The sequence below is a fragment of the Herbinix luporum genome (assembly GCF_900070325.1).
In the GTDB taxonomy this organism is placed as follows: Bacteria; Bacillota; Clostridia; order Lachnospirales; family Lachnospiraceae; genus Mobilitalea; species Mobilitalea luporum.
In genome coordinates this window covers 2,033,931-2,056,192 of record NZ_LN879430.1, presented here as the reverse complement: position 1 = coordinate 2,056,192, position 22,262 = coordinate 2,033,931, and the positions used below count along the sequence as shown (strand labels likewise).

The 22,262-nt window shown below is 33.6% G+C and carries 20 protein-coding genes, 2 tRNA genes and 1 riboswitch; of the genes, 13 read left to right on the top strand and 9 right to left on the bottom strand.

Annotated elements, in window-relative coordinates; translation table 11 throughout:
* Positions 1–4 precede the first annotated feature (4 nt).
* A complete protein-coding gene (locus SD1D_RS09520; protein ID WP_157893119.1) occupies positions 5–313 on the bottom strand; it encodes a hypothetical protein in 309 nt (102 codons plus the stop codon).
* Positions 314–601: 288 nt separating this feature from the next.
* Here SD1D_RS09520 and SD1D_RS09515 point away from each other — a divergent pair, with 288 nt between their 5' ends.
* Positions 602–1,471, top strand: coding sequence for an EAL domain-containing protein (locus tag SD1D_RS09515; RefSeq protein WP_157893118.1), 870 nt, complete (start codon positions 602–604; stop codon positions 1,469–1,471).
* Between the two features lie 191 nt (positions 1,472–1,662).
* On the opposite strand, the gene SD1D_RS09510 is transcribed toward SD1D_RS09515, so the two are convergent.
* Together SD1D_RS09510 and SD1D_RS09505 are read right to left on the bottom strand one after the other, a co-directional pair.
* Positions 1,663–1,736: transfer RNA gene (locus SD1D_RS09510), tRNA-Val, on the bottom strand.
* 36 nt (positions 1,737–1,772) lie between these two features.
* Positions 1,773–1,845 (bottom strand) — tRNA-Ala (locus SD1D_RS09505).
* 249 nt (positions 1,846–2,094) lie between these two features.
* Positions 2,095–2,194, top strand: a riboswitch (purine riboswitch).
* A gap of 128 nt (positions 2,195–2,322) precedes the next feature.
* On the opposite strand from SD1D_RS09505, the gene SD1D_RS12710 reads away from it, so the two are divergent.
* From SD1D_RS12710 to SD1D_RS09475, 7 genes are all read left to right on the top strand, one after another.
* Positions 2,323–2,844: an NCS2 family permease gene (locus tag SD1D_RS12710; RefSeq protein WP_330398601.1), complete on the top strand. Its 522-nt coding sequence runs from the start codon at positions 2,323–2,325 to the stop codon at positions 2,842–2,844.
* Between the two features lie 114 nt (positions 2,845–2,958).
* Positions 2,959–3,528, top strand: coding sequence for an NCS2 family permease (locus SD1D_RS12705; RefSeq protein WP_330398664.1), 570 nt, complete (start codon positions 2,959–2,961; stop codon positions 3,526–3,528).
* A 579-nt stretch (positions 3,529–4,107) separates the two neighbouring features.
* Positions 4,108–5,415 carry an O-acetylhomoserine aminocarboxypropyltransferase/cysteine synthase family protein gene (locus tag SD1D_RS09495; protein ID WP_058258690.1) on the top strand — a complete coding sequence of 436 codons (1,308 nt, stop codon included), beginning with the start codon at positions 4,108–4,110 and terminating at the stop codon, positions 5,413–5,415.
* Positions 5,416–5,582: 167 nt separating this feature from the next.
* A complete protein-coding gene (locus SD1D_RS09490; protein ID WP_058258689.1) occupies positions 5,583–6,494 on the top strand; it encodes a LysR family transcriptional regulator in 912 nt (303 codons plus the stop codon).
* A gap of 178 nt (positions 6,495–6,672) precedes the next feature.
* On the top strand, positions 6,673–7,824 hold the full coding sequence (locus tag SD1D_RS09485; RefSeq protein ID WP_058258688.1) for an LCP family protein: 1,152 nt from the start codon (positions 6,673–6,675) through the stop codon (positions 7,822–7,824).
* A gap of 497 nt (positions 7,825–8,321) precedes the next feature.
* Complete coding sequence (gene mgtE / locus SD1D_RS09480; protein ID WP_058258687.1) at positions 8,322–9,674, top strand: magnesium transporter; 1,353 nt, start codon at positions 8,322–8,324, stop codon at positions 9,672–9,674.
* Positions 9,675–9,730: 56 nt separating this feature from the next.
* Positions 9,731–10,534 (top strand): aldo/keto reductase, encoded by an 804-nt coding sequence (locus tag SD1D_RS09475; RefSeq protein WP_058258686.1) that lies wholly within the window; start codon positions 9,731–9,733, stop codon positions 10,532–10,534.
* Between the two features lie 195 nt (positions 10,535–10,729).
* Here SD1D_RS09475 and SD1D_RS09470 read toward each other — a convergent pair whose 3' ends face one another.
* Positions 10,730–11,137, bottom strand: a complete 408-nt coding sequence (locus SD1D_RS09470; protein ID WP_087758888.1) for a helix-turn-helix domain-containing protein — start codon at positions 11,135–11,137, stop codon at positions 10,730–10,732.
* A 331-nt stretch (positions 11,138–11,468) separates the two neighbouring features.
* Here SD1D_RS09470 and SD1D_RS09465 point away from each other — a divergent pair, with 331 nt between their 5' ends.
* Together SD1D_RS09465 and SD1D_RS09460 are read left to right on the top strand one after the other, a co-directional pair.
* Positions 11,469–12,653, top strand: coding sequence for an exonuclease SbcCD subunit D (locus tag SD1D_RS09465; RefSeq protein ID WP_058258685.1), 1,185 nt, complete (start codon positions 11,469–11,471; stop codon positions 12,651–12,653).
* Complete coding sequence (locus SD1D_RS09460) at positions 12,634–15,789, top strand: AAA family ATPase (protein ID WP_058258684.1); 3,156 nt, start codon at positions 12,634–12,636, stop codon at positions 15,787–15,789. The genes SD1D_RS09465 and SD1D_RS09460 overlap by 20 nt, the downstream gene beginning before the upstream one ends.
* 150 nt (positions 15,790–15,939) lie before the next feature.
* Here SD1D_RS09460 and SD1D_RS09455 read toward each other — a convergent pair whose 3' ends face one another.
* From SD1D_RS09455 to SD1D_RS09440, 4 genes are all read right to left on the bottom strand, one after another.
* Positions 15,940–16,128, bottom strand: coding sequence for a hypothetical protein (locus SD1D_RS09455; protein ID WP_058258683.1), 189 nt, complete (start codon positions 16,126–16,128; stop codon positions 15,940–15,942).
* An 88-nt stretch (positions 16,129–16,216) separates the two neighbouring features.
* Entirely contained in the window at positions 16,217–16,435 is a 219-nt protein-coding gene (locus tag SD1D_RS09450; RefSeq protein ID WP_058258682.1) for a DUF3006 domain-containing protein, read from the bottom strand.
* An 84-nt stretch (positions 16,436–16,519) separates the two neighbouring features.
* The gene (locus tag SD1D_RS09445; protein WP_058258681.1) at positions 16,520–17,839 is read right to left on the bottom strand and encodes a ComEC/Rec2 family competence protein; all 1,320 of its coding nucleotides are present in this window, start codon (positions 17,837–17,839) and stop codon (positions 16,520–16,522) included.
* 307 nt (positions 17,840–18,146) lie between these two features.
* Complete coding sequence (locus SD1D_RS09440; protein ID WP_058258680.1) at positions 18,147–19,097, bottom strand: ribosomal protein L7/L12; 951 nt, start codon at positions 19,095–19,097, stop codon at positions 18,147–18,149.
* Positions 19,098–19,370: 273 nt separating this feature from the next.
* On the opposite strand from SD1D_RS09440, the gene SD1D_RS09435 reads away from it, so the two are divergent.
* From SD1D_RS09435 to SD1D_RS09425, 3 genes are all read left to right on the top strand, one after another.
* Positions 19,371–19,931 carry a LuxE/PaaK family acyltransferase gene (locus tag SD1D_RS09435; RefSeq protein WP_058258679.1) on the top strand — a complete coding sequence of 187 codons (561 nt, stop codon included), beginning with the start codon at positions 19,371–19,373 and terminating at the stop codon, positions 19,929–19,931.
* A 76-nt stretch (positions 19,932–20,007) separates the two neighbouring features.
* Positions 20,008–20,808: a sugar-phosphatase gene (gene yidA, locus SD1D_RS09430; RefSeq protein WP_058258678.1), complete on the top strand. Its 801-nt coding sequence runs from the start codon at positions 20,008–20,010 to the stop codon at positions 20,806–20,808.
* Positions 20,809–20,901: 93 nt separating this feature from the next.
* Entirely contained in the window at positions 20,902–21,876 is a 975-nt protein-coding gene (locus SD1D_RS09425; RefSeq protein WP_058258677.1) for a TraX family protein, read from the top strand.
* Between the two features lie 70 nt (positions 21,877–21,946).
* Here SD1D_RS09425 and SD1D_RS09420 read toward each other — a convergent pair whose 3' ends face one another.
* Positions 21,947–22,255: an AzlD domain-containing protein gene (locus SD1D_RS09420; protein WP_058258676.1), complete on the bottom strand. Its 309-nt coding sequence runs from the start codon at positions 22,253–22,255 to the stop codon at positions 21,947–21,949.
* Between the last annotated feature and the right edge of the window lie 7 nt (positions 22,256–22,262).

The window sequence follows — 22,262 nt, the reverse complement described above, 5'->3', positions numbered from 1 at the left end:
TAAATTAGCAAACTAGAATAGTATCAACTGCTGGAGCGTCACTGCAAACTAGAATAGTGTCAACTGCCGGAGCGTCACTGCAAACTAGAATAGTGTCAACTGCTGGAGCGTCACTGCAAACTAGAATAGTGTCAACTGCTGGAGCGTCACTGCAAACTAGAATAGTGTCAACTGCTGGAGCGTCACTGCAAACTAGAATAGTATCAACTGCTGGAGCGTCACTACATATATTAACTTCTTCACCTACATTACCACTAGTTTGAACTGCAGGAAGTAAAAAACTAAATATCATAAGAAGACTTGTAGCTACCATTAATTTTTTAAATTTTCTCATAAGAATAACCTCCTTCAATCAATTAACGGGTTTTATGGGGACTGCTTATATTAATTAGCCGGCTACTTAGGTTGTAGAAAACAACCATCATATAAGCAAATATATTATAATATGAATCTTTATATAATACCATGACGTATTTGGAAAAATATTGTTGCAATTTTTCCAAATACGCCATGGTATTATTGTTTTTAATGTTTTATCATATAGTTAACAGATACGACAAGACAACAGAAGAGGCAAGACGAAACATAAGTGAGAAATTATATGGCAAAAGTAAAAGACAAGTATAGACATATAAGAGAAAGCAAACCAAGGTTGTATCTTAATAGCTTTAAGGATCAGATTAAGAACAATGTCTGCCAAGCTAGATTGATAAATAAGATACATATAGGTATTGACAGAGATGAATTTACACTATTTTACCAACCGGAATACAATCTAGTTACCAAAGAGATAACCGGTGTAGAAGCCTTGGTAAGATGGGTTCCCTCTGGAAACGGTATAATTTATCCGGAAGCCTTTATACCTATTGCTGAAAAGTCTCAGATAATATACCAATTAGAGCGCATGATTATTCACAAAGCATTACAACAGAAGCTTCAATGGGAACGTGAAGGTTTAGGCCATATAGAACTCTCGATTAACCTATCAAGTAAGTCTTTAGAAAGTGAAAAAGATTTTACTAATATAGAAAGGATTTTATCCTCTTATAAGGTTAATTATAAGACAATTATATTTGAAATTACTGAAACAATGGTTATTACAAATATTAACATAGTGATGGAGCGGCTAAACAGGCTTAGAAAACATGGAATTAGAATAGCACTAGATGACTTTGGAACTGGCTACTCCTCATTAATACATCTAATTAGACTGCCAATTGATATTATAAAGATAGATAGAAGTTTTATTAAATCAATTCCCGATTGTAATGGGGAAAAAACTATTACTAAAAGTATACTTGGGATGGCACATGGCTTAAATTATAAAGTTGTTGCCGAAGGAATTGAAACTAAAGAACAGCTAAAGTACTTACAGCAAAACGCCTGTGAAGGGGGTCAAGGTTTCCTACTATGTATTCCACTACCATCTTATAAAGTTACAGATGTAATCAAAGGAAAGAAACTTATGTAGTAGGAAAACAAAATTAACTTTTGACATTATCTTATGCATTGCCAATTATTGGCAACAGGTATATGGGGATAATGAAAGCTCATCTTCGGATGAGTCTTTCATTTTGTGCAAAAATATGATACATAAAATAAAAAATCCATTTAATTAGCAACTTATAAAATAAGGTCTAATTTAATGGATTATTTTTTTAATGGAGTCAAAGGGATTCGAACCCATGACCTTTCGCACGTCAAGCGAACGCTCGTCCCAGCTGAGCTATGACTCCACAAATCGCTCTAAGCTAATATAAAATATAAGAAAATGGAGCATAGGGGATTCGAACCCCTGACCCCCACACTGCCAGTGTGATGCGCTCCCAGCTGCGCTAATGCCCCAGTGATATTAAGTATATCAAATCTTTAAAAAAAGTCAATCATAATTATTCTTAAAATTCTGTACTTTTATCGACAAACTCCTTCTTTTTTTAATTTGTTGTAAACAACTATCAATATATGTTAAAAATATATAACTGTATAGATGTTGATAAAAGACAGAAGCATAAGTAGCCTCTGTAATAGTATAGATAATAAAATGATCTTGTCGAAATATCTTGCTTTCATCTTGGTAAGTATGATATATTAGTTATTACTTGAAAATAAAATATCCATATATTTCTGATAATATGGTTCAGAAGTTTCTACGAGAAACCGTAAATTTCTTGCTATGGGTAATCCAATAATAAATTATCTAAATTGCATGGTCATAATGAGCCGGCAATTTAGTTATTTTTTTAGTTGCATGGACCCACTATATCCATAGCAACTTTTTTTATTTCATATTATCTTAATTATGGACAGTACTAGGAGGACAGCATGGAAACTGCTAAGAAAGCAAAATTCATTAATTATCTTTATTCTCATTTTAAGTTGAAAGAAAACAATACCAACATTAAGACTGAAATTCTAGCCGGATTAACCACATATATTACCATGGCCTATGCTTTACTGGTTATACCTAATATATTGAAGTTTGCCGGTATAAATTCATCCGGTGTGGTAGGAGATGCAGCCGAACAACTAAGCATACTTAATGACCCTGTTATAGCTTCATTATTTACAGCTACCTGTATTGCATCTGCCATTGGCACATTAATTATGGCCCTATATGCTAATTTACCTTTCGCATTGGCACCGGCAATAGGCCTTGCTGCATTTTTCACATATAATGTATGTATGACCATGGGCTATACATGGCAACAAGGATTAGCAGCTATATTTATATCAGGTCTATTGTTTATTGCAATAACCCTAACCTCCATAAGGCAAAAAATTATTGAATGTTTACCTGAGAATATTAAAATTGCTATAACAGGCGGTATAGGATTGTTTGTGTGAATAAAATTATTTAGCTTGCCACCATCTGTAGAACCTACTTTTATGTCTATGGATTTTAAAGGTTTATTAAGTCATAATGGATCTGGTCTAATAGGAGGCTTAAGCAGTTTGCTTATGGTAATCTTGACATTTAGTTTAGTAAATATGTTTGATACCATAGGTACCTTGGTTGGTACAGCAAGAAAAGCTAATATGATAGAAAAAGATGGCAAGATAAAAAATATGGATAAAGCTCTCTTAGCAGATGCAATCTCTACTTCCCTTGGTGCTTCTTTAGGAGTAAGTACAGTATCTACATATATTGAATCTAATTCAGGAATAACAGAAGGGGGCAGAACAGGGCTTTCTAGTCTTGTAACAGGGGGTTTATTTATACTATCAATATTTTTAGTAGGTGTTGTGGGAATAGTCCCGGCAGAAGCAACAGCCCCTGTGCTGATTATAATGGGTGCCTTGATGATAGAAACTGTTAAAGAAATTGACTTTAGTGATTTTACAGAAGGCTTACCGGCATTCTTAACTATAGCCATAATGCCATTTACCTATAGTATTGCCAATGGAATTGCTTTTGGTATTATCTTTTATCCTATTATGAAGTTGGCAACAAAAAGACATAAAGAAGTTCATCCTATTATGTATATTCTTGCAATTTTATTTATATTAAGGTTTGCTTTATTACCATAAAATATATTTGTTAAAAAAAATTCCGTTAAGTACCATATTAAAATGGCAAAACGGAATTTTTTTATGTTTTTCTATGACTACTTAGGGGATAGTCCATAGTCCTAAGGACAGAAGAGAGATATATTAGGCCTTTTAATGTATGGCATATTTTATAAATTGACAAAAATCGGGGATTTTATTATCCTAACTACTGTAGCCTATAATCAAAACTATTTAATAGAAAGACGAGGCCTAGGGTGAGAAATGCAAATTTAATAATAAAATCACATGTAACAAAGGGTATTAATATATACTTGTTTAGCTCTTTTAGTTATAACAGTTTCAGCTGTCATAGTATATATACGAAAAAAACAATATAGATAAAATAAATAGAACAAAGCATTTTGAGAATGCCAAGAAGTTCACTTTATAGGGTGCTGTTGTAACTATCTTTCATTAGTTGCAACAGCACTTTTTAACTTATTAGTTATAAATATAGACTATAACCAACTATAAAAACATACTAATTTACAATAGCAAATACAGATGATATTCTATTTATAACAATTTAGTGGTTCTAAGCAAAGGGAGGATTAAGTTATGAGTAAGAGATCATACGGAGATAGGAAATTTAAATTTGAAACATTACAATTACATGTAGGACAGGAAAATCCCGATCCTGTGACTGATGCTAGGGCAGTACCTATTTATCAAACTACTTCATATGTATTTAGAGATTGTGATCATGCGGCTGCAAGATTTGCCCTTGCAGATGCGGGAAATATTTATGGCAGATTAACAAATCCTACTCAAGATGTATTTGAGAAAAGAATTGCAGCTTTAGAAGGGGGAATTGTGGCACTGGCAGTTGCCTCCGGTGCGGCAGCGGTAACATATACTATACAAAATCTAGCTCAGAATGGAGATCATATAGTAGCAGCAAAAAATATATACGGTGGAACTTACAATTTGCTGGCTCATACTCTTGTGGATTATGGTATAAGAACAACTTTTGTGGATCCTTTTAATTACGATGAGGTAAAGGCAGCAATTTCTGACAACACTAAAGCTATATTTATTGAAACCCTGGGAAATCCCAATTCAGATGTGGTTGATATAGAAAAGTTAGCAGCTATTGCCCATGAGCATAAGATACCCCTTGTGGTTGACAATACTTTTGCAACTCCCTATTTGGTAAGGCCTATTGAATATGGTGCAGATATTGTAGTACAATCAGCAACCAAGTTTATAGGGGGCCACGGTACAAGTATCGGCGGTGTAATTGTTGACAGTGGTAAATTTGATTGGGAAGCTAGTGGCAAGTTTGATTCACTTACTGCACCAAATCCCAGCTATCATGGTATTAGTTTTACAAAAGCAGTGGGACCGGCAGCATTTATTACAAAGATTAGAGCTATCCTTCTTCGTGATACAGGTTCAACCCTTTCACCCTTTCATGCCTTCTTATTCCTTCAGGGACTTGAAACCTTGTCACTTAGGGTAGAAAGACATGTTGAAAATGCATTGAAAGTTGTAGAATACTTAAAGGACCATGATCTGGTTGAAAATGTTAATCATCCTTCCGTATCAAAAGACCCCTTGCAGCAGGAACTTTACAAAAAGTATTTTCCTAATGGCGGTGGTTCAATTTTCAGCTTTGAGATTAAGGGAGATGATAAAAAGGCAAGAGACTTTATTGATAATCTTCAGTTGTTCTCATTGCTTGCCAATGTGGCAGATGTTAAATCCCTTGTTATTCATCCGGCATCAACAACCCATTCACAATTAACTAAAGAAGAGCTTTTAGATCAAGGTATTAAGCCTAATACAATCAGGCTTTCTATCGGAACAGAAAATATAGATGATATAATTGAAGATTTAGATGAGGCTTTTAAGGCAGTATTATAGTAAATTTAATTAAATAAACCATACCTATATTATAAATATATCAATGTAGAGAGAGAGAACTTGTATTTTCTCTCTTTTTACATTGATTAAATATTATATAATAAAGTATAAATGAAGACTCGCTAGTATAATAATGGATTAATAAAAATTTTTAAGGAGGGATGGACATGACTTTACAGCAGATTAGATATGTAGTTGCTGTTGCCGATACAAATTCAATGAATGAGGCTGCAAAAAGGCTTTATATATCACAACCGACCCTATCTAGTGCAATTAAAGATTTAGAAACAGAGATAAACATTACTATATTTACCCGTACCAATAAAGGTGTAATTTTAACATCAGAAGGAGAAGAGTTCTTAGGTTATGCCAGACAAGTCCTAAATCAGATGGAATTACTTGAAGAAAAATATATAGAAGGAAAGAAAATTAAGAAAAAATTTGGAGTGTCTACACAGCATTACTCATTTGCTGTAAAAGCCTTTGTAGAAATGGTAAAAGAGTTTGATATGAATGAGTATGAGTTTGCTATTCGTGAAACAAAAACAGCTGATGTTATTATGGATGTCAAAAACGGAAAAAGTGAAATAGGTATTCTCTATATCAATGAATTTAATGAGAAGGTGATAAATAAATTATTGAAAGATAATCAATTGGAATTTCATGATTTGGTAACTTGTAAAGGTTATGTTTATTTGTGGAAAGGACATCCGCTGGCAGCTAAAGAAAAGATATCTATGGAGGAACTTTTAGATTATCCCTGCCTTTCATTTGAACAGGGAGATAATAATTCATTTTATTTTGCAGAGGAAATACTTAGTACCTATGACTATAGAAAAACTATAAAGGCTTGTGATAGGGCAACCATGCTAAATTTAATGGTGGGAATTAATGCATTTACATTATGTTCGGGAATTATTTGCGAAGAACTTAACGGAAGTGATTATTGTGCCATTCCTCTAGATATAGATGTAAATATGAATATAGGATATATAAGCAGGAGTTATGGAATTTTAAGCGATATAGGCAGAAGATATATAGAAGAACTGCAGGCTTATATAGCTAGGGCTACCGTTTAGAATTTTAACTTGAATCTTAATTTTCTTTTAAATCTTACCTTAGGTCTTCAATTTTTTGTGATTTATGATAAAATAATATATCAAGTTAGGTAGAATTTTAAAGCTAAATGTTGTAATTTAAGTGAAACTTAAGTGTGGTTAATATGTGTTAGCATGTTTTTGTAAAAGAGGAGATTTTATGCAAGATAAAAGAATGGAAGAACAATTAAAGCAGCAAGTTATGAGATATATGGAGGATGAAAAGAGGCCTCAAAGAAAAAATATAAAAACTAATAAGGGAAAAATGTCTAAAAAACAAATGCAAAAACTAAAAAGAACAAAAAGAATAAAGAAAGTAGGCTCAGTACTGCTTGTTATTTTAGTTTTACTGGTATTCTTGGTGGGAACTAAGCCGGGAAGAAGCCTCTTATATAAAATAGCAAGCAAATATGTATCTAGTCATGTTCAGTCTCCCGAGGATACAGAGGTTTCAAACAGGCAACCCTCTGATAATGTCATAAGGGAAGACCATGTGAAAAATTATCTTATATTTGGTATTGAGGAATTTGGCGGAGCAAGAAATACAGATGCCATTATGATTGGTTCCGTTAATACCAAGGACAATACAGTTAAACTTACATCCCTTCTAAGGGACAGTTATGTGGAGATACCGGGATATAAGCCCCATAAACTTAATTCTGCCTACTCTAAAGGGGGCATAAATCTGTTAATTGAAACTATAGAAAAGAACTATAAGATACATATTGATGGATATGCCTCAGTTAACTTTGAAGCCTTTGAAAAACTGGTAGATTCCTTGGGCGGTGTTACTATAGAATTGGGAGAAGAGGAAGCAGCCTACCTAAATAGAACTAATTATATATCAGATAAGGCCAACAGAAATGTACAAGCAGGAATTAATAAACTGAATGGAAACCAGGTTATGGGCTATGTAAGAGTTAGAAAGGTAAAGACTCTGGGAGGAGCTAATAATGACTATGGCCGTGTTGTACGTCAGCAAAGAGCCTTAAAAGCTATGTTTGACAGTGCAAAATCCCCCAAAAACCTGGTAAGGATTGTACCAATTAGTAAACAAGCCTTAAGCAATGTTACAACAGACTTAAGTCAAAAGCAAATTGAGATGGTTATGAAAGCCTTTTTTGAAAATAATTCGAAAGATTTGGAGACCTTAAGAATTCCGGTGGACGGAGCTTTTGATTCACCTAAAAAGTATAATGGTATAGGATACCCTATCATTCTAGATTGGGATACTAACCGTATTGAGATGTATAAATTTATTTTTGGATATACCGATGAGGAAGCTAGAATTGCTTTAGATAAAGTAAAATAAGATAATCTTTATTATTTAAAAAATGAAATAGTCCTAAGTTTTGCATTGAGTATTAAATTCTCAAATTGCAAATTTAGGGCTGTTTTTTTGTATTATACGACAAACTATTCCATTAAATTTTATAATTTGGTATAATAGCCCATATGTTTATAAAGGATTTAAAGGTAGTCCCTAACTGTTAATATTGATAATATCGACTTGACAGTAATATTTCTAAGAGTTAGACTAATATTGTTGACGAATCAGGATAGAGTAGCATTTAGTATTAATTTTAAAATTTTTTGCAATTAATTATATTTATAAGAAAGGAGCGAGATGATAGTAATGGACGCTGGCAGTAGTAATGGCATACCTGACCGAAGTATTTATATAACATGTGTAACTACGGATGCGTCCGTTTATCACTGACGCTTCGGTCTTTTTGTGCCTTACTCTTGCCAAGTATGGCGCTAAGTATTGTAATGCTTGCGTTATGCTTTGGAAGGAGGTAAATAATTATGGCAAAAATAACAGAATTTGAAAAGAACATTCTTGAATTGCTTGAAGCAAAAAAGTATAAGGAACTTAAAGAAATTATTTCAACTATAAATCCCTATGATTTGGCTACTCTTTTTGAGAATTTGTCAGAAAAAAATATTACACTTCTTTTTCGGTTGTTACCGAAGGATTTGGCAGCGGAAACATTTGTTGAGATGGATTCTGATCATCAGAAAACATTAATAGATAGTTTTTCTGATGTAGAGTTAAAAGAAGTTATTAATGAGCTTTATATTGATGACATGGTATATTTAATTGAAGAAATGCCTGCCAATGTTGTCAAACGTATTCTTAGAAATTCATCTGATGATGCCCGTAAGATGGTTAATCAGATATTAAATTATCCGCAAGATTCTGCCGGTAGTATTATGACTACTGAGTATGTTAATCTGCGTTCCGATATGACTATAGCAGATGCTATAAAAAGAATTAGGCAGATAGGTTTGGATAGTGAAACTTTTGATACCTGTTATGTTACCGATAACGTTAAGCATTTAATAGGATATATTACGCTACGGACTATTATCCTCTCTGATGACAAAAGTAAAATTGAAGATTTAATGGAGAGAAATGTTATTTCAGTTAACACTTTTGATGATCAAGAGGAAGTTGCCTATTTGTTTGGTAAATATGATTTGACTGTTATTCCGGTAGTAGATAATGATAATAGGCTGGTCGGAATAGTTACAGTTGACGATGCTTGGGATGTGTTAGAGAAGGAGACAACAGAGGATATGGAATTAATGGCTGCGATTACTCCTTCCGATACTCCATATCTAAAAAAGACCACATTTGAAATATGGAAGAGTCGTATGCCTTGGCTTCTTTTACTTATGATCTCAGCTACATTTACCGGTTTAATTATAACCCGTTTTGAAGACGCCCTAAAGACATACGTGATTCTAACAGCCTATATACCTATGCTTATGGACACAGGTGGTAATTCTGGAAGTCAATCATCGGTAACAATAATTAGAGGATTGTCATTAAATGAACTGGAATTTGGAGATATAATTAAAGTTCTCTGGAAAGAGTCTAAAGTTGCTTTGTTGAGCGGATTAACATTGGCGTTGGTAAACTTCGCTAAATTGTCCTTGTTTGATAAGGTTGGCTTAAGTGTAGCCTTGGTAGTAAATATAACATTATTTTTTACGGTAATTATTGCTAAAATGGTAGGCTCTACATTGCCGATTTTAGCGAAAAAAATTGGTTTTGATCCTGCTGTAATGGCAAGTCCTTTTATTACTACTATAGTAGATGCTATATCTTTGCTAGTATATTTTATGATTGCAAATATGATTCTTGGTTTGTAAAAAGGTAAGGTATATGTTTATTTTATCTTTACAATGAATTATGGGGGATAAATTATATGATTTTACAAGAGGACTTTATAATAAAAAATGGGGTAAAAATACCTAAGCTAGGCCTTGGAACATGGCAGATTCCTAATGGTGAGGAAGCTTATAATTCCGTAAAATGGGCCTTGGAGGCAGGCTATAGGCATATAGACACAGCCATGGCATATGGTAATGAAGAAAGTGTAGGAAAAGCTATAAAAGATTCAGGTATAGCCAGGGAAGAAATTTTTGTTACAACAAAACTTCCTGCTGAAAAGAAAGGCCATGACATAGCCCATGATTGTTTTAAAAAATCATTAGAGGCTTTAGGTTTAGATTATATAGATTTATATCTGATTCATGCTCCCTGGCCTTGGGATCAGATGGGCATAGACTGCACTGAAGGTAACATAGAAAGTTGGAAAGCATTTGAAGAAATCTATGATAGTGGTAAAGTAAAAGCTATAGGTATATCTAACTTTGAACCTAAGCATATAGAGCCCATACTTGATATGTGCAAATATGTTCCTATGGTAAATCAGATACGTTTTCATATAGGAGATCGGCAAGAAGAAGTAGTGGATTATTGTAATAAGAAGGATATATTAATTACAGCATATTCTCCCTTAGCTACCGGTCGTATATTGGCTAATAAGGAGATAGTAGATATGGCAGCAAAATATAAGGTAACAGAAGCACAACTTTGTATAAGATATTGCTTGCAAAAGGACATGGTAGTAATTCCAAAGTCAACTAAGAAGGAACGTATAATATCCAATACGAAAGTGGACTTTGTTATTGATGATGAAGATATGCGGGTTTTGGATATGATGTAATAAATGGATATATTAATATGATTTAGCGGAAAAAATAATTGATGGAAAATCTAGAATATAGTTTATGAAATAGAAGGACTTATGTTTAGTTGACGTAAGTCCTTTAATTTTGTCATTTTATTACGAAAAAATTTCCAAATACGACATGTTTTGTATTAGCCCATTTGTTATAATGTTTTGGATGCGATTGGTATATTAGGAGTATATTATAGGGGGAATTATGACTTTATTGCCTGATACCTGAGGCATTTTCAATCCCATTTCCAGTCCCACCTTTACCAGGGCCATTGGAAGGTTTACTCGTACTTTGTCCCCTTCAGCTGAATTTACATAGATTTTAAACATCATATCATCGATATTCTTACGCTGCTCTTTTGGTAATATACGGGTTTCTTTTTTTGCTTCACCGGAAAGAAGTACATCCACACTGACATCCAAGATTTCAGCGATTTTAGGAAGTAGCAGAATATCCGGGTAAGAAATATCATTCTCCCATTTTGAAACTGCTTGAGGGGTAACACCAAGCCTTTCAGCCATCTCTTCCTGGGTTATACCTTTTTCTTTTCTTGATTGTGAAATTCTATTTCCGATTGTGTTTGTCATTATTATCACTCTCCCTTCTTGATAGTAACATTGTAGCTTGAAACAAAAGGTAATAAAAGATATTATTAGTTGGATTTATGATTTTTTTACAACTAATAGTTTATTTTTCGCTCAACCATAGGTTGAATCCTTAATTTGGTCCCTTATTTATTTAAAAATGCTAAATTACTGCCACAAATAAAATATAAAATTATGACTCAAAAATTTATTAATGGACATGGGATGGGACCGGTCTATGTTAAAATTAGATTAAGATATGATAGAATATTAGGAAATCCAATTGAGATAACAAGGAGTTAAACATTTTAAAAAGATATAAGGGGTGAGTATTATGAAACTATTTCATATTTCAGACTTACATATAGGTAAGCAGCTGCATTACTATAATTTAAAAGACAACCAAATTTATATATTAAAGCAAATTGTGGACAGGGCTAAGGAGTATAGGCCTGATGTAATAATTATAGCCGGAGATATATACGATAAATCTGTTCCTTCTGCAGAAGCATACATAATCTTTGACCAATTTCTTAATGATTTATCGGATATAAAGCCAAGTATACCTGTACTTATTATAGCCGGCAATCATGATTCGGCAGATAGGCTAAATTACGCCAGCTCATTTTTAGAGAAGCATAATATTTATATATCAGTTCATCCTCCCAGGGAGGAAGATGAATATCTTAAGAAGCTTGTATTACAAGATGAATATGGGGATGTTAACTTCTACCTTCTACCCTTTACTAAGCCGGGCTATGTACGGCATCTATTTGATGAGGGACTTGTGACCAGTTACGATAGTGCCATAAAAGCCTTAATAGAAAGGGAGAATATTGACTATAAGAAGAGAAATGTTTTGATTTCCCATCAGTTTTATGTGGCCGGGGAAAAAAGCCCTAAGACTTGCGATTCTGAGCAAGTATATATATCTGTTGGAGGTATTGACAGTGTGGATATCCAAGCAGTGGAGAAGTTTGATTATGTAGCCTTAGGACATCTCCATGGAGCACAAAGTATTGGAAAGAAGCATATTAGGTATAGCGGTAGTCCTCTTAAATATTCTGTCAGTGAACAACATCATGTTAAATCTATCACTATGGTTACCATTAATGATAAGAATTCAGATATTATTATTGATAAAATACCCCTTAGCTCCAATCAAGATGTAAGAAGTGAGAAAGGCTTATTAGATGAAATTATAAGCAGGGCCACAGATGAGAACAGGCATGATTATATAAGTATAACACTTACAGATGAAGATGAAATCTATAAGCCTAAGGATCAGTTAGAAGAACATTATGATCATATTCTTGAGGTGAAGATAGAAAACAGCAGAACAAAAGCACAGCTTATGGAGGCAGATACAGAGGCCACAGTTTTGGATCCTTTTGAGGCTTTCAAGCAATTTTACCGGGACATGCAGGGAACTTCCATGAGCTCTGAAGAAGAAAAGATAATGATAGATGTGATAAATATTTTACAGGAGGTGCAGGGTAATGAAACCGATTTATATTAAAATGTCTGCCTTTGGCTCCTATGCAGGGGAGGAAATAATTGATTTTACTGATATAAATAGTGGTATTTTTCTTATAACCGGAGATACCGGTGCAGGAAAAACCACAATATTTGATGCCATTACCTATGCACTTTATGACCAGACCAGCGGGGGAAAGCGTGATGGCGCCATGATGCGTAGCCAATATGCAAATGATGATGTGCCGACCTATGTAGAATTCAAATTTTTGTATCGAGGCAAGACTTATATAATAAATAGAAGTCCAAGACAAAACCGTAGAAGTAAGAGAAGGAATAAAGAGGGAGAGTATACTATAACTACTGACCAGCCAAGGGTTAGCCTTATTATGCCGGATGGTCAGATATACAAGGGAAATATCAGAGAAACCAATCAAAAAATTATAGAGATTATAGGCCTTGATGTAAATCAATTTACCCAGATAGCCATGATTGCCCAAGGGGATTTTCTGAAGCTACTTCATGCCTCTTCTAAAGAAAGAAAAGAGATATTCGGCAAAATATTTAATACAAAAATATATTGGCTCATAGAAGAGGAACTAAAAAGAAGGGCAAGTGCCATATCTGCTACCCTTGAAGATAACAAAAAAGCTATAAACAGAGAACTGGAAAATGTACAATGTATTAAAGACAGTAGATTAACAGAAAAATGGCAGGATATGAAGCAGTTTATGGAAAGCGATTCTGATAAGCAGCTGGAACTAATAGAACTTATAATCTCAGAAGCAAAAGAAAGAGAAAATGAAATCAACAATTCTATCCAAAAAAATCAGGAAGAATTAGAAAAGATTAATTCGAAACTTATGCAGGCTAAGGATATCAATAATCTATTTGAGGCTTTGGAATTAGCCCATAAAAAGAAAGAAGAACTGGATTTACGAAAAGACCAGATGGACCTTGTTTGGCAGCAGATAGATAGGGGAAAAAAAGCATTGCAGGTGGAGCCAAAAGAAGCTTCTTACCTTAATAAGCAAAGGGAATTATCAGAATGCAGTAAAAGAATAGAAGATCTTAAGGCCTGGCTAGAGAAAAATGAAGCAAAATTGGCAATGTTAAAGAAGGAGAAGGAGGATAAGGAAAAGGAGTATAAGAAAAAGAGTCCTATACTAGCCTCAAAGATTAGTAATATTAATGAACTCCTGCCCAAATATGAGCAGCTTGATAAAATGACATCTGAAATAAAAAGTCTTAAAGAGATTAAAGCTATAACAGAAGAAAAGTATGACAAAGCTGATAAGAATGTTAATAAGACTAAGGAAAATAAGGAGAATTTGATTAAAGAACAGGAAGAACTAAAAAGCCTTGCAGACCGGTATACACATTTAGAACTTACTGTAAAGAATTTAGACGAAAAAATAAATTCTCTCAAATCTTTAATTAATCTAATAAAGCAAATGAAATCTCTACTGGCTAATTATAATCAGGGGGAGAAGGATTATAAGGCTGCTGATGAAGACTATGATTTAAAATGCAAACATTATGAAAATTTATATCATAATTTCATTGAGGGACAAGCGGGAATACTTGCCACAAGTTTAGAGGAAGGCTCTCCCTGCCCAGTATGTGGCTCCACATCTCATCCTAATAAGGCAGTAGCTACAGACCTATTAATAGATGAAAGTAAGTTAAGGGAAGCAAAAAAGCAGATGGATGAAGCTGCTAAACTTAGGCAGGCTAAAAATGAAGTATTACAAAAAGCCGAACAAGAATATAAAGTAAAACGAAATTTAGTTGAACATGAGGGAAAGAGGATTGTAGCTGCTTCATTTAATCCTGACCAAGTAAATATAGAGTCACTGCAAACTATGCTTGCTAAGGAAGAAGAAAAGTTGCAAGCTTTAACAACTGAAAAAAATCAGGCTAAAGCAGCAGGGGATAAGTATACAGCTTACCAAACTCAGCTAAAGGATTTAGAAGCTGCTTTGGAATCATATAATAAAGAAAAGGAAGAAGCAAATAAAGCCCTAGGGGAAGTGGCAGTCAGTCTTACTAAGACAGAAACTATTACTAATTCCCTTAAGGAAGCCTTGGTATATGAAAATAAAAGTCATGCACTAAATGAACTTGCTGCAGCAAAAGAGCAGATGGAAAAGTTGGATAAGGCTAAAGCTAAGATAGCAGATGAATATCAGGCCATGGTAGAAGTCGCTTCCAATAAGAAGGGGAATCTTAAAGCAGAAGAAAAAAGCTTTATAAGACTTACTGAAGAAGTCAGAAGCTTTAAGGAGGCATTTTACAATGAGCTGGAAAAGCAAGGATTTTCAAGTGTTGAAGATTATCACAAATCATTAATTAGTTCCCAAAAGATTGAAGAGTTAAGCCAAAGCTATCAATCATATAGAGACGAAATAATTGAAAATGATACCAATCTTAAGAATTATACTATGCAGACACAGGGTAAAAGCCGGATAGAAACCAAAGACTTGGAGAATAGGAAATCCCAACTGACTAAAGTAAAAACTGAATTAGAAGATGATGGCAAATATGTATATGGGATTATAAAAAGAAATCAAGAGATATACGATAAACTTACTAAGCTTATAGCCGATAGAAAGAAAACTAAAAATACCTATGGAACTATCAGTAGGCTGTCCGATACGGCCAACGGCAAGTTAAGCAAACGTCATATTAATTTTCAGACTTATATCCAAAGAAGGTATTTTAATATGATACTTGCTGAGGCAAATAAGCGATTATACACTATGTCCAATAATCAATTTATCTTAAAATGCCGGGATATGGAAGACTTATCGGGACAGGGAGAAGTGGGCCTTGATCTTGATGTATACAGTATGGTAAATGACCAGGTTCGTGATGTTAAGACCCTATCCGGTGGTGAATCATTTATGGCGGCTTTATCCATGGCTTTAGGAATGTCAGATATTATTCAGAATACGGCAGGAAGAATACATATTGATACCATGTTTATTGATGAAGGCTTTGGCTCCTTAAGTGAAAACACCCGTATGCAGGCTATAAAAATTTTAAATGATTTATCCGGAGGCAAGAGATTGGTAGGAATCATATCCCATGTAACTGAGTTAAAGGCACAGATAGAAACCAAGCTGCTTGTAACAAAAGGAGAAAAGGGCAGCAGGGCCAGATGGGAAATATCTTAATTGCTTAAATACAATGATAAAGTTGTCAATCTTATTTATTAATTGATAGCCACAAAGATTTAACTAGTTAACTTTATTAAGAAAATTTAAAAAAGTATGTAAGGAAAATTCCCTTATTAGTGAGTTTTCCTTACATACCTTTATTTTGCCCTAATCAAACAGATCTCCTATTTCTTCTATGCCTTTTTTTATTGCTTTTTCAAAATAATGTTTTTTACAAAGACCTTCCTCATAGATTTCTTCAGAACAGCCCTCTGCCTTACAGTCTTTCTTACCACAGGATGAAGGTATTAACATAAGGCTAAATAGGAGAAGATATAAAAGGATTTTCTTCTTCATGTAGAAACCTCCCGCTTTTTTACTTTACTTTCAGATAATTCTACATAAAGAACAAATAAATGTCAAATATTACAATATTATTAATAAATTATTCGAATAAACTGTCAAGTTTTCTTCTAATTTGTTGTTTTCTGTCCATGGTAGCTTCAATATCTATATAAAAGCTTCCATCATCTTTTTCTACAAGGCAATCTCCTTCTTTAGTTTCTGCAGGCAGCTTAGATCTTAAGATATTGACCAAGGTTAAATCTTCTTTTTCGCATACAGCATATTCCCCTTCAAACCTATCAACAATATATTTTTTCATATATAGCCCCCCATTCTATAATTATTTATATATATATAAGTTAGCCTGTATGTACATGTGAATTTTTTTACAGAATTCATACCCTTAGTTTGTCGGTGGTTTACATGTTTTACAGGGAGTTAATCCTTTGTTAAGGGCTTCTTCTAAAGTAACTGCTATATCACTCTTAAGATGCCTACAGCCTGACCGGTGATACTTGCTACCGGTTTTTGTAATATGGACAGTTATATTTTTTGAATTGTTCGAATCTTTTGCCGTAGAGCTTTCATTCTTAGTATTAGAGGACTTTGCTGTATTTTTATCTGTCTGGGTTTTTTGCTCAGATTTTGCCTCTGCTTGATTTTTGGCTTTTAAATCGTCACTGGTAATAACATACGGTTCCTTATTAACTGAAATTGTACGACCATTTGACTCAATAATAATTGTACCCTGTTTATCGGTTCTAAACAACTTTATATTTCTGTTTTTAATATTCTCTAAAACTTCAACATGGGGATGACCGTATTGGTTACCTTCACCGGCACTTATTATGGCTATGCTGGGGTTTACTGCATCTATAAAATTATCACTGTTACTGGTAGTAGAGCCATGGTGACCCAGTTTTAAGACATCTGCCTCAAGGTTAATACCGGTTTTCAACATCTCATTTTCTGATTTAATCTCAGCGTCACCGGTTAAAACAAAGGAATTATTACCGTTTTGCAGTTTAACTCCAACACTATAATCATTTAAATTATTATATTTGGAACTGCTAGGAGCAATTATAATAAAGCTAGCATTTCCTATATTATATTCATTTCCCACTACCGGTTTAGTTATCTTTAAGCCCTTATTAGCAATAGTATCTAGTAGGTTCTCAAAAGTCTTTGAAGTATGAACAACGTTTGGCATTATAATTCTACCTATTTTAAAGTTGTCAATTACTTGTGCAAGTCCGCCGATATGGTCACTATGGGGGTGAGTAGCAATCAAATAATCCAGTTTTTTAACACCGATTTTTTCTAAATAATTGACAACTACCTTCCCTTGGTCCCTTTCGCCCCCGTCAACAAGCATATACTTATTATTTGATTCTATTAATATAGAATCACCTTGACCTACGTCTATAATATGTAATTTTAGTATTGAACTTTCTGCTTCTGGATCTTCTGAAGTATCAGTTTCTTGGGACTTAGGATTAGTATCTTCTTGTTTGGAAGTATCCTCTGATTGTGATGTTTTATTATCTGGTGAAGCCAAATTATTCTTGTCATGAGATTTGCCGCTGTCAACTGAATCTTCTGGTGTAATCTCATTTTCCAGATGATTTTTTTTATCATCTGCTCCTTGAGTATGCTCAATATATGAACATCCGGTTGATAGAAATACGGCTGTAATTAGTATCCATAGTATAAATTTTTTCATAAATTCCTCCTTTAAATACCATTTTACAGTACATTATATTTGTATAGTAATTATTGTCAACGAACAAAAAATGGAAATGATTTTAGTGTTAAAAAAGACCATTATAAGTTGCGTGACTTTGATATAGTAACATTTTCATAAGATACTGTCTAATGGGAGAAAAAGGGGGAATACTGCTATTTTACTTCAGGAAGGAAAATTCCAATTTTAGTTTTTGGCAGTAAAAAAAGATAGAATTAAAATATTCTGCTACCAAAAAAGTTTAAGGCTCTAGGTCTAGGTTTACTAGACTTAGAGCCATTATAAATTATCCATCATAATTTGTTATTTCTACAGTAGCCCCTTGGCTTTCTAGCTGTTCTTTGATAAGTGCTGCCTCTTCTTTTGTTATATTTTCTATGATAAGAGAAGGAGCTTCATCAACAAGCTTTTTTGCCTCTTTAATTTCTAAACCGGTAATCTCACGGATATCCTTAATAAGATTTACTTTCCGATCACCTACTTCTACAAGAGTAATATTTACATTTCCCTTACCTATAAAAGAGAATGGACCTTCTTCATCACTATCTTCTTCATTAACATTCTCTAAGTTCCATTCTAGGACAGTATCAATATCAATGTCTACATCTACGGCAGTTACCTTACCCATTGCTATTTCTTCACCATCCACCTGTACCATAAAGGGTGTGCCCACCTTCATAGGTAGCTTTGCCACCATTTTCGCCTGTACAGGTACACAGCCATTTTCATCAATATCATCATAGTTATAATATAAAATAGCTGTTGAATCTGTAGTAAAGAAGTAGCAAAGTGCATCAAGTTTACCGTTTTTAAAGAAATCCTCTGAATCATTTGCTGTAAAAGTCAAATCCGCATAAAAAGTATTATGGGCGGAAATTGTTCCTTTAGCTGCCAGCACCTGTCCTCTTTCCACATCGGATTCTTCTATATTGTTAAGAAGAATAGATACCGTATCACCTGCTTTTGCGGTATCTTTACGTTTATCTGAAATTCTTATACTGCCAACTTTGGCACTTTTTGCTTCATCTCTTAGGCCGACTATATCAACCACTGCATTGGTCGATATATATCCGGAGAGGATTTTTCCTGTAGCTACGGCACCTTTGCCTGAGATTGAATAAGTTTCTTCTATTTGCATTAAAAAATCTTTACTGATAAGATTATTTTTTTTATTACATCCGGTTAACATTAAGAGCATTATAAATGAAAACAGTATGTATATTTTCCTTTCTTTCATACTCCATCTCCTTTGCTTAAAAAAGTTAAGATTTTCGATAATATTATCCTTATTAAAACATAGTATTACATAAAATTCAATAATTTTTAAGGAATTTATATTGATTTTTTATATATTATGAATAGTAGATCTAATTTTATATAATATATAACAATGTTGCTTTGAAAAATATTCTAGTAAAAACATAATTATGTTATAGTATTATTGATGTCATAAATTGTACGAAATAATATTAATTTATCGAAAGGGCGCAAAAAAAGATTGGTGGTAAATATGGATTACATAAAGGACTTATTTAAATTTGGAGACCTCTATAATCATGAGGAAACAGATCCGCTTTTTATAAGGGCTGTTAAGAAAAATATTAATTTTCATAGAATGCATTGTAAGGAATATTCGAAAATTCTTAATGCCAAGAATTATAATCCCAAGGATATACGAAAGATATCTGATTTGTATAAAATACCTCCTATACCCACATTATACCTAAAGAAGCATACCATGAAATCAATAGCTGATAAAAAGATGTTAATCAAGGCCACTTCTTCCGGAACCAAGGGAAAGAAAAGTCATATAGGTTTTGATGGCAAAGCTTTGTATTATGGTTTTCATATGGTTATGGCAACTGCCGGCTACCACAAGCTTCTATCCCCAAAGCCAACTAATTATATTATGCTAGGTTATGAGCCTAATAAGAGCAATCACACAGTTGTATCAAAAACAGCATTGGGGGCTACTTTTTTTGCCCCTGCCTTAAAGAGGGAGTATGCCCTAAAATATATAAAGGGAGAATACCGGCTTGATATAAAGGGTTTAAAAAAAGCTTTGATTTGATTTAATTAACTAAGTGATATAGAATATAGACATCTTTCTTTATCTAGACTATCACTTACAGAAACAGGAGGCTTGTATGTACAAATTAATAGCAGTAGATATGGACGGTACAATCCTAAACGAAAAAAAGGAAATATCAAAAAGATGCCGTGAAAATATAAGCAAATTAAAGGAAATGGGTAAAAAAATTGTACTGGCTACCGGAAGACCCTTACGGGGTATAATTCCTTATATTGAGATGTTAGATTTGCTTGATGATGATAATTATGTGGTTACTTATAACGGAGCTTTAGTTCAAAATACCAAGGGAGATAAAATTCTATATGATAAGCCCTTATCCCTGGATTCCTATAAAGAGTTATATGAAGTAAGTAAACAGCTGGGGGTAAATATCCATGCCCTTACTGAAAGCAGCGTACTTACCCCAAAGAATAATCCATATACCGGAATAGAATCAAGCATAAATAAAATTCCTGTTGTTGAAGGCCCGGTAGAGGATGTGGATACTTCTACTAAAATTGTTAAGGTAATGTTGATAGATGACCCTAAAAAATTAGACAGTATTATTCCCCTTATTCCCCAATGGGTTAAGGATAAATACTCAATACTAAGAAGTGCCCCTATTTTCTTAGAATTTTTAGATAAGAGTGTTAATAAAGGAGCAGGGGTATCTATTATTGCCAAGGAGCTAGGTATAAAAGCGGAAGAAGTCATATCTGTAGGGGATGCCGGAAATGATATTGCAATGATACAATATGCAGGCTTGGGTGTGGCTATGGCCAATGCAACGGAGGATGTAAAAGCAGTAGCTGATTATATTACCTTATCAAATGAAGAGGATGGAGTAGCCCATGTTATAGAAAAATTTATGCTTTAAAGGAGCCTTGTATACATTGTAGATTATAGGTAAGTATACATAGAAAATATACACATTAAATCTGATATGACTTAAGAATAACCGGAGGTATGGATGAAAAGGAATAGTTCGGTAAGATATGGATTTACCAGTGATAAACAGGGCAAGGGTATCAGTGGCAGCACCTTAAAAATTATTGCAATTATTACAATGTTTTTAGATCATTCAGCTGCCACAATAATAAATAAAATGTTACAGATAAAAGGGCTGGATAAAATAGACCCCAATGATTTTGAGAGGATGAAAGATTTTTTTGCCCAGAATTCTTCTTTGATATTCTCATATGGTGCATTTAGAATAATAGGTAGACTTGCTTTTCCTATATTTTGCTTTTTGCTAATAGAAGGATTTCAACATACCAGCAATCGGTGGAAGTATGCCCTTCGGCTTTTTATATTTGCATTAATATCTGAAATCCCATTTGATTTAGCTTTTTATAATACTTTCTTTGAGAAAAGCCATCAAAATGTATTCTTTACCCTATTAATTGGCCTGCTGGTATTGCAAGCATTCAGCTTGATAGATGAAAAGGGAAAGGAAAAGAATTGGCTGCCAATATTGGCTGTGGCAGGAGCAATAGCAGCCGGATGTACACTGACATATACATTTTCAGGCATAATCAAGTACGAATATAGTGTCTTAATAATTATAGCTGCCCTATTAAGTTTAATAATGGTAATACTCTACTTGATACTTAGTAAAAGAAATCAAAAGTGGAGTATATACTTTGCCGATATTCTGGTATTAGCAGTCGGCATGATCCTGGCTCAGATTCTTCAGACTGATTATGCAGGATTTGGGGTCCTTACCATAGTGATTATGTATTACTTTCGAAATTCCTATGTTAAATCAGTGTTGGCAGGAGCTATCACCTTATGTTTTATATCAATAATTGAGCTGGCAGCATTATTTAATATATTTTTTGTAAGAGCCTATAAGGGTGAACGTGGCCTTAATTTAAAATATGAATTTTATTTTTTCTATCCCCTTCATTTATTAGCATTATATCTGATTTGTTATTTTATTTAAAAAAGGTACCAGGTACTGTTAGCAAATTATGAACAGGTTGTTCGCAGTTTGCTAACAGTACCTGGTACTTTTAAAATATAAATCCGGCAAGGTAAACTGTAAGGATTGCTCCAATAGCAACCACAACTAAGCTTTTTTCCTTATATGCCAAGAAAAGTGCAACAATTGTGCCACATATAGCTGTGGCAATATTTCCCGTGGAATAAAAAATATCGGGAAAGGTTAAGGCTCCTAATACTGCAAAGGGCACGTAATGTAAAAAAGATTTTATATATTTAGATTTAATTTCTTTTCGAAATATTACGATAGGAAGAACCCTGGGTATATAGGTTACCATTGCCATAAGAATAACTGATATAAAGGCGTATTTTAAATTCATTGGTCAA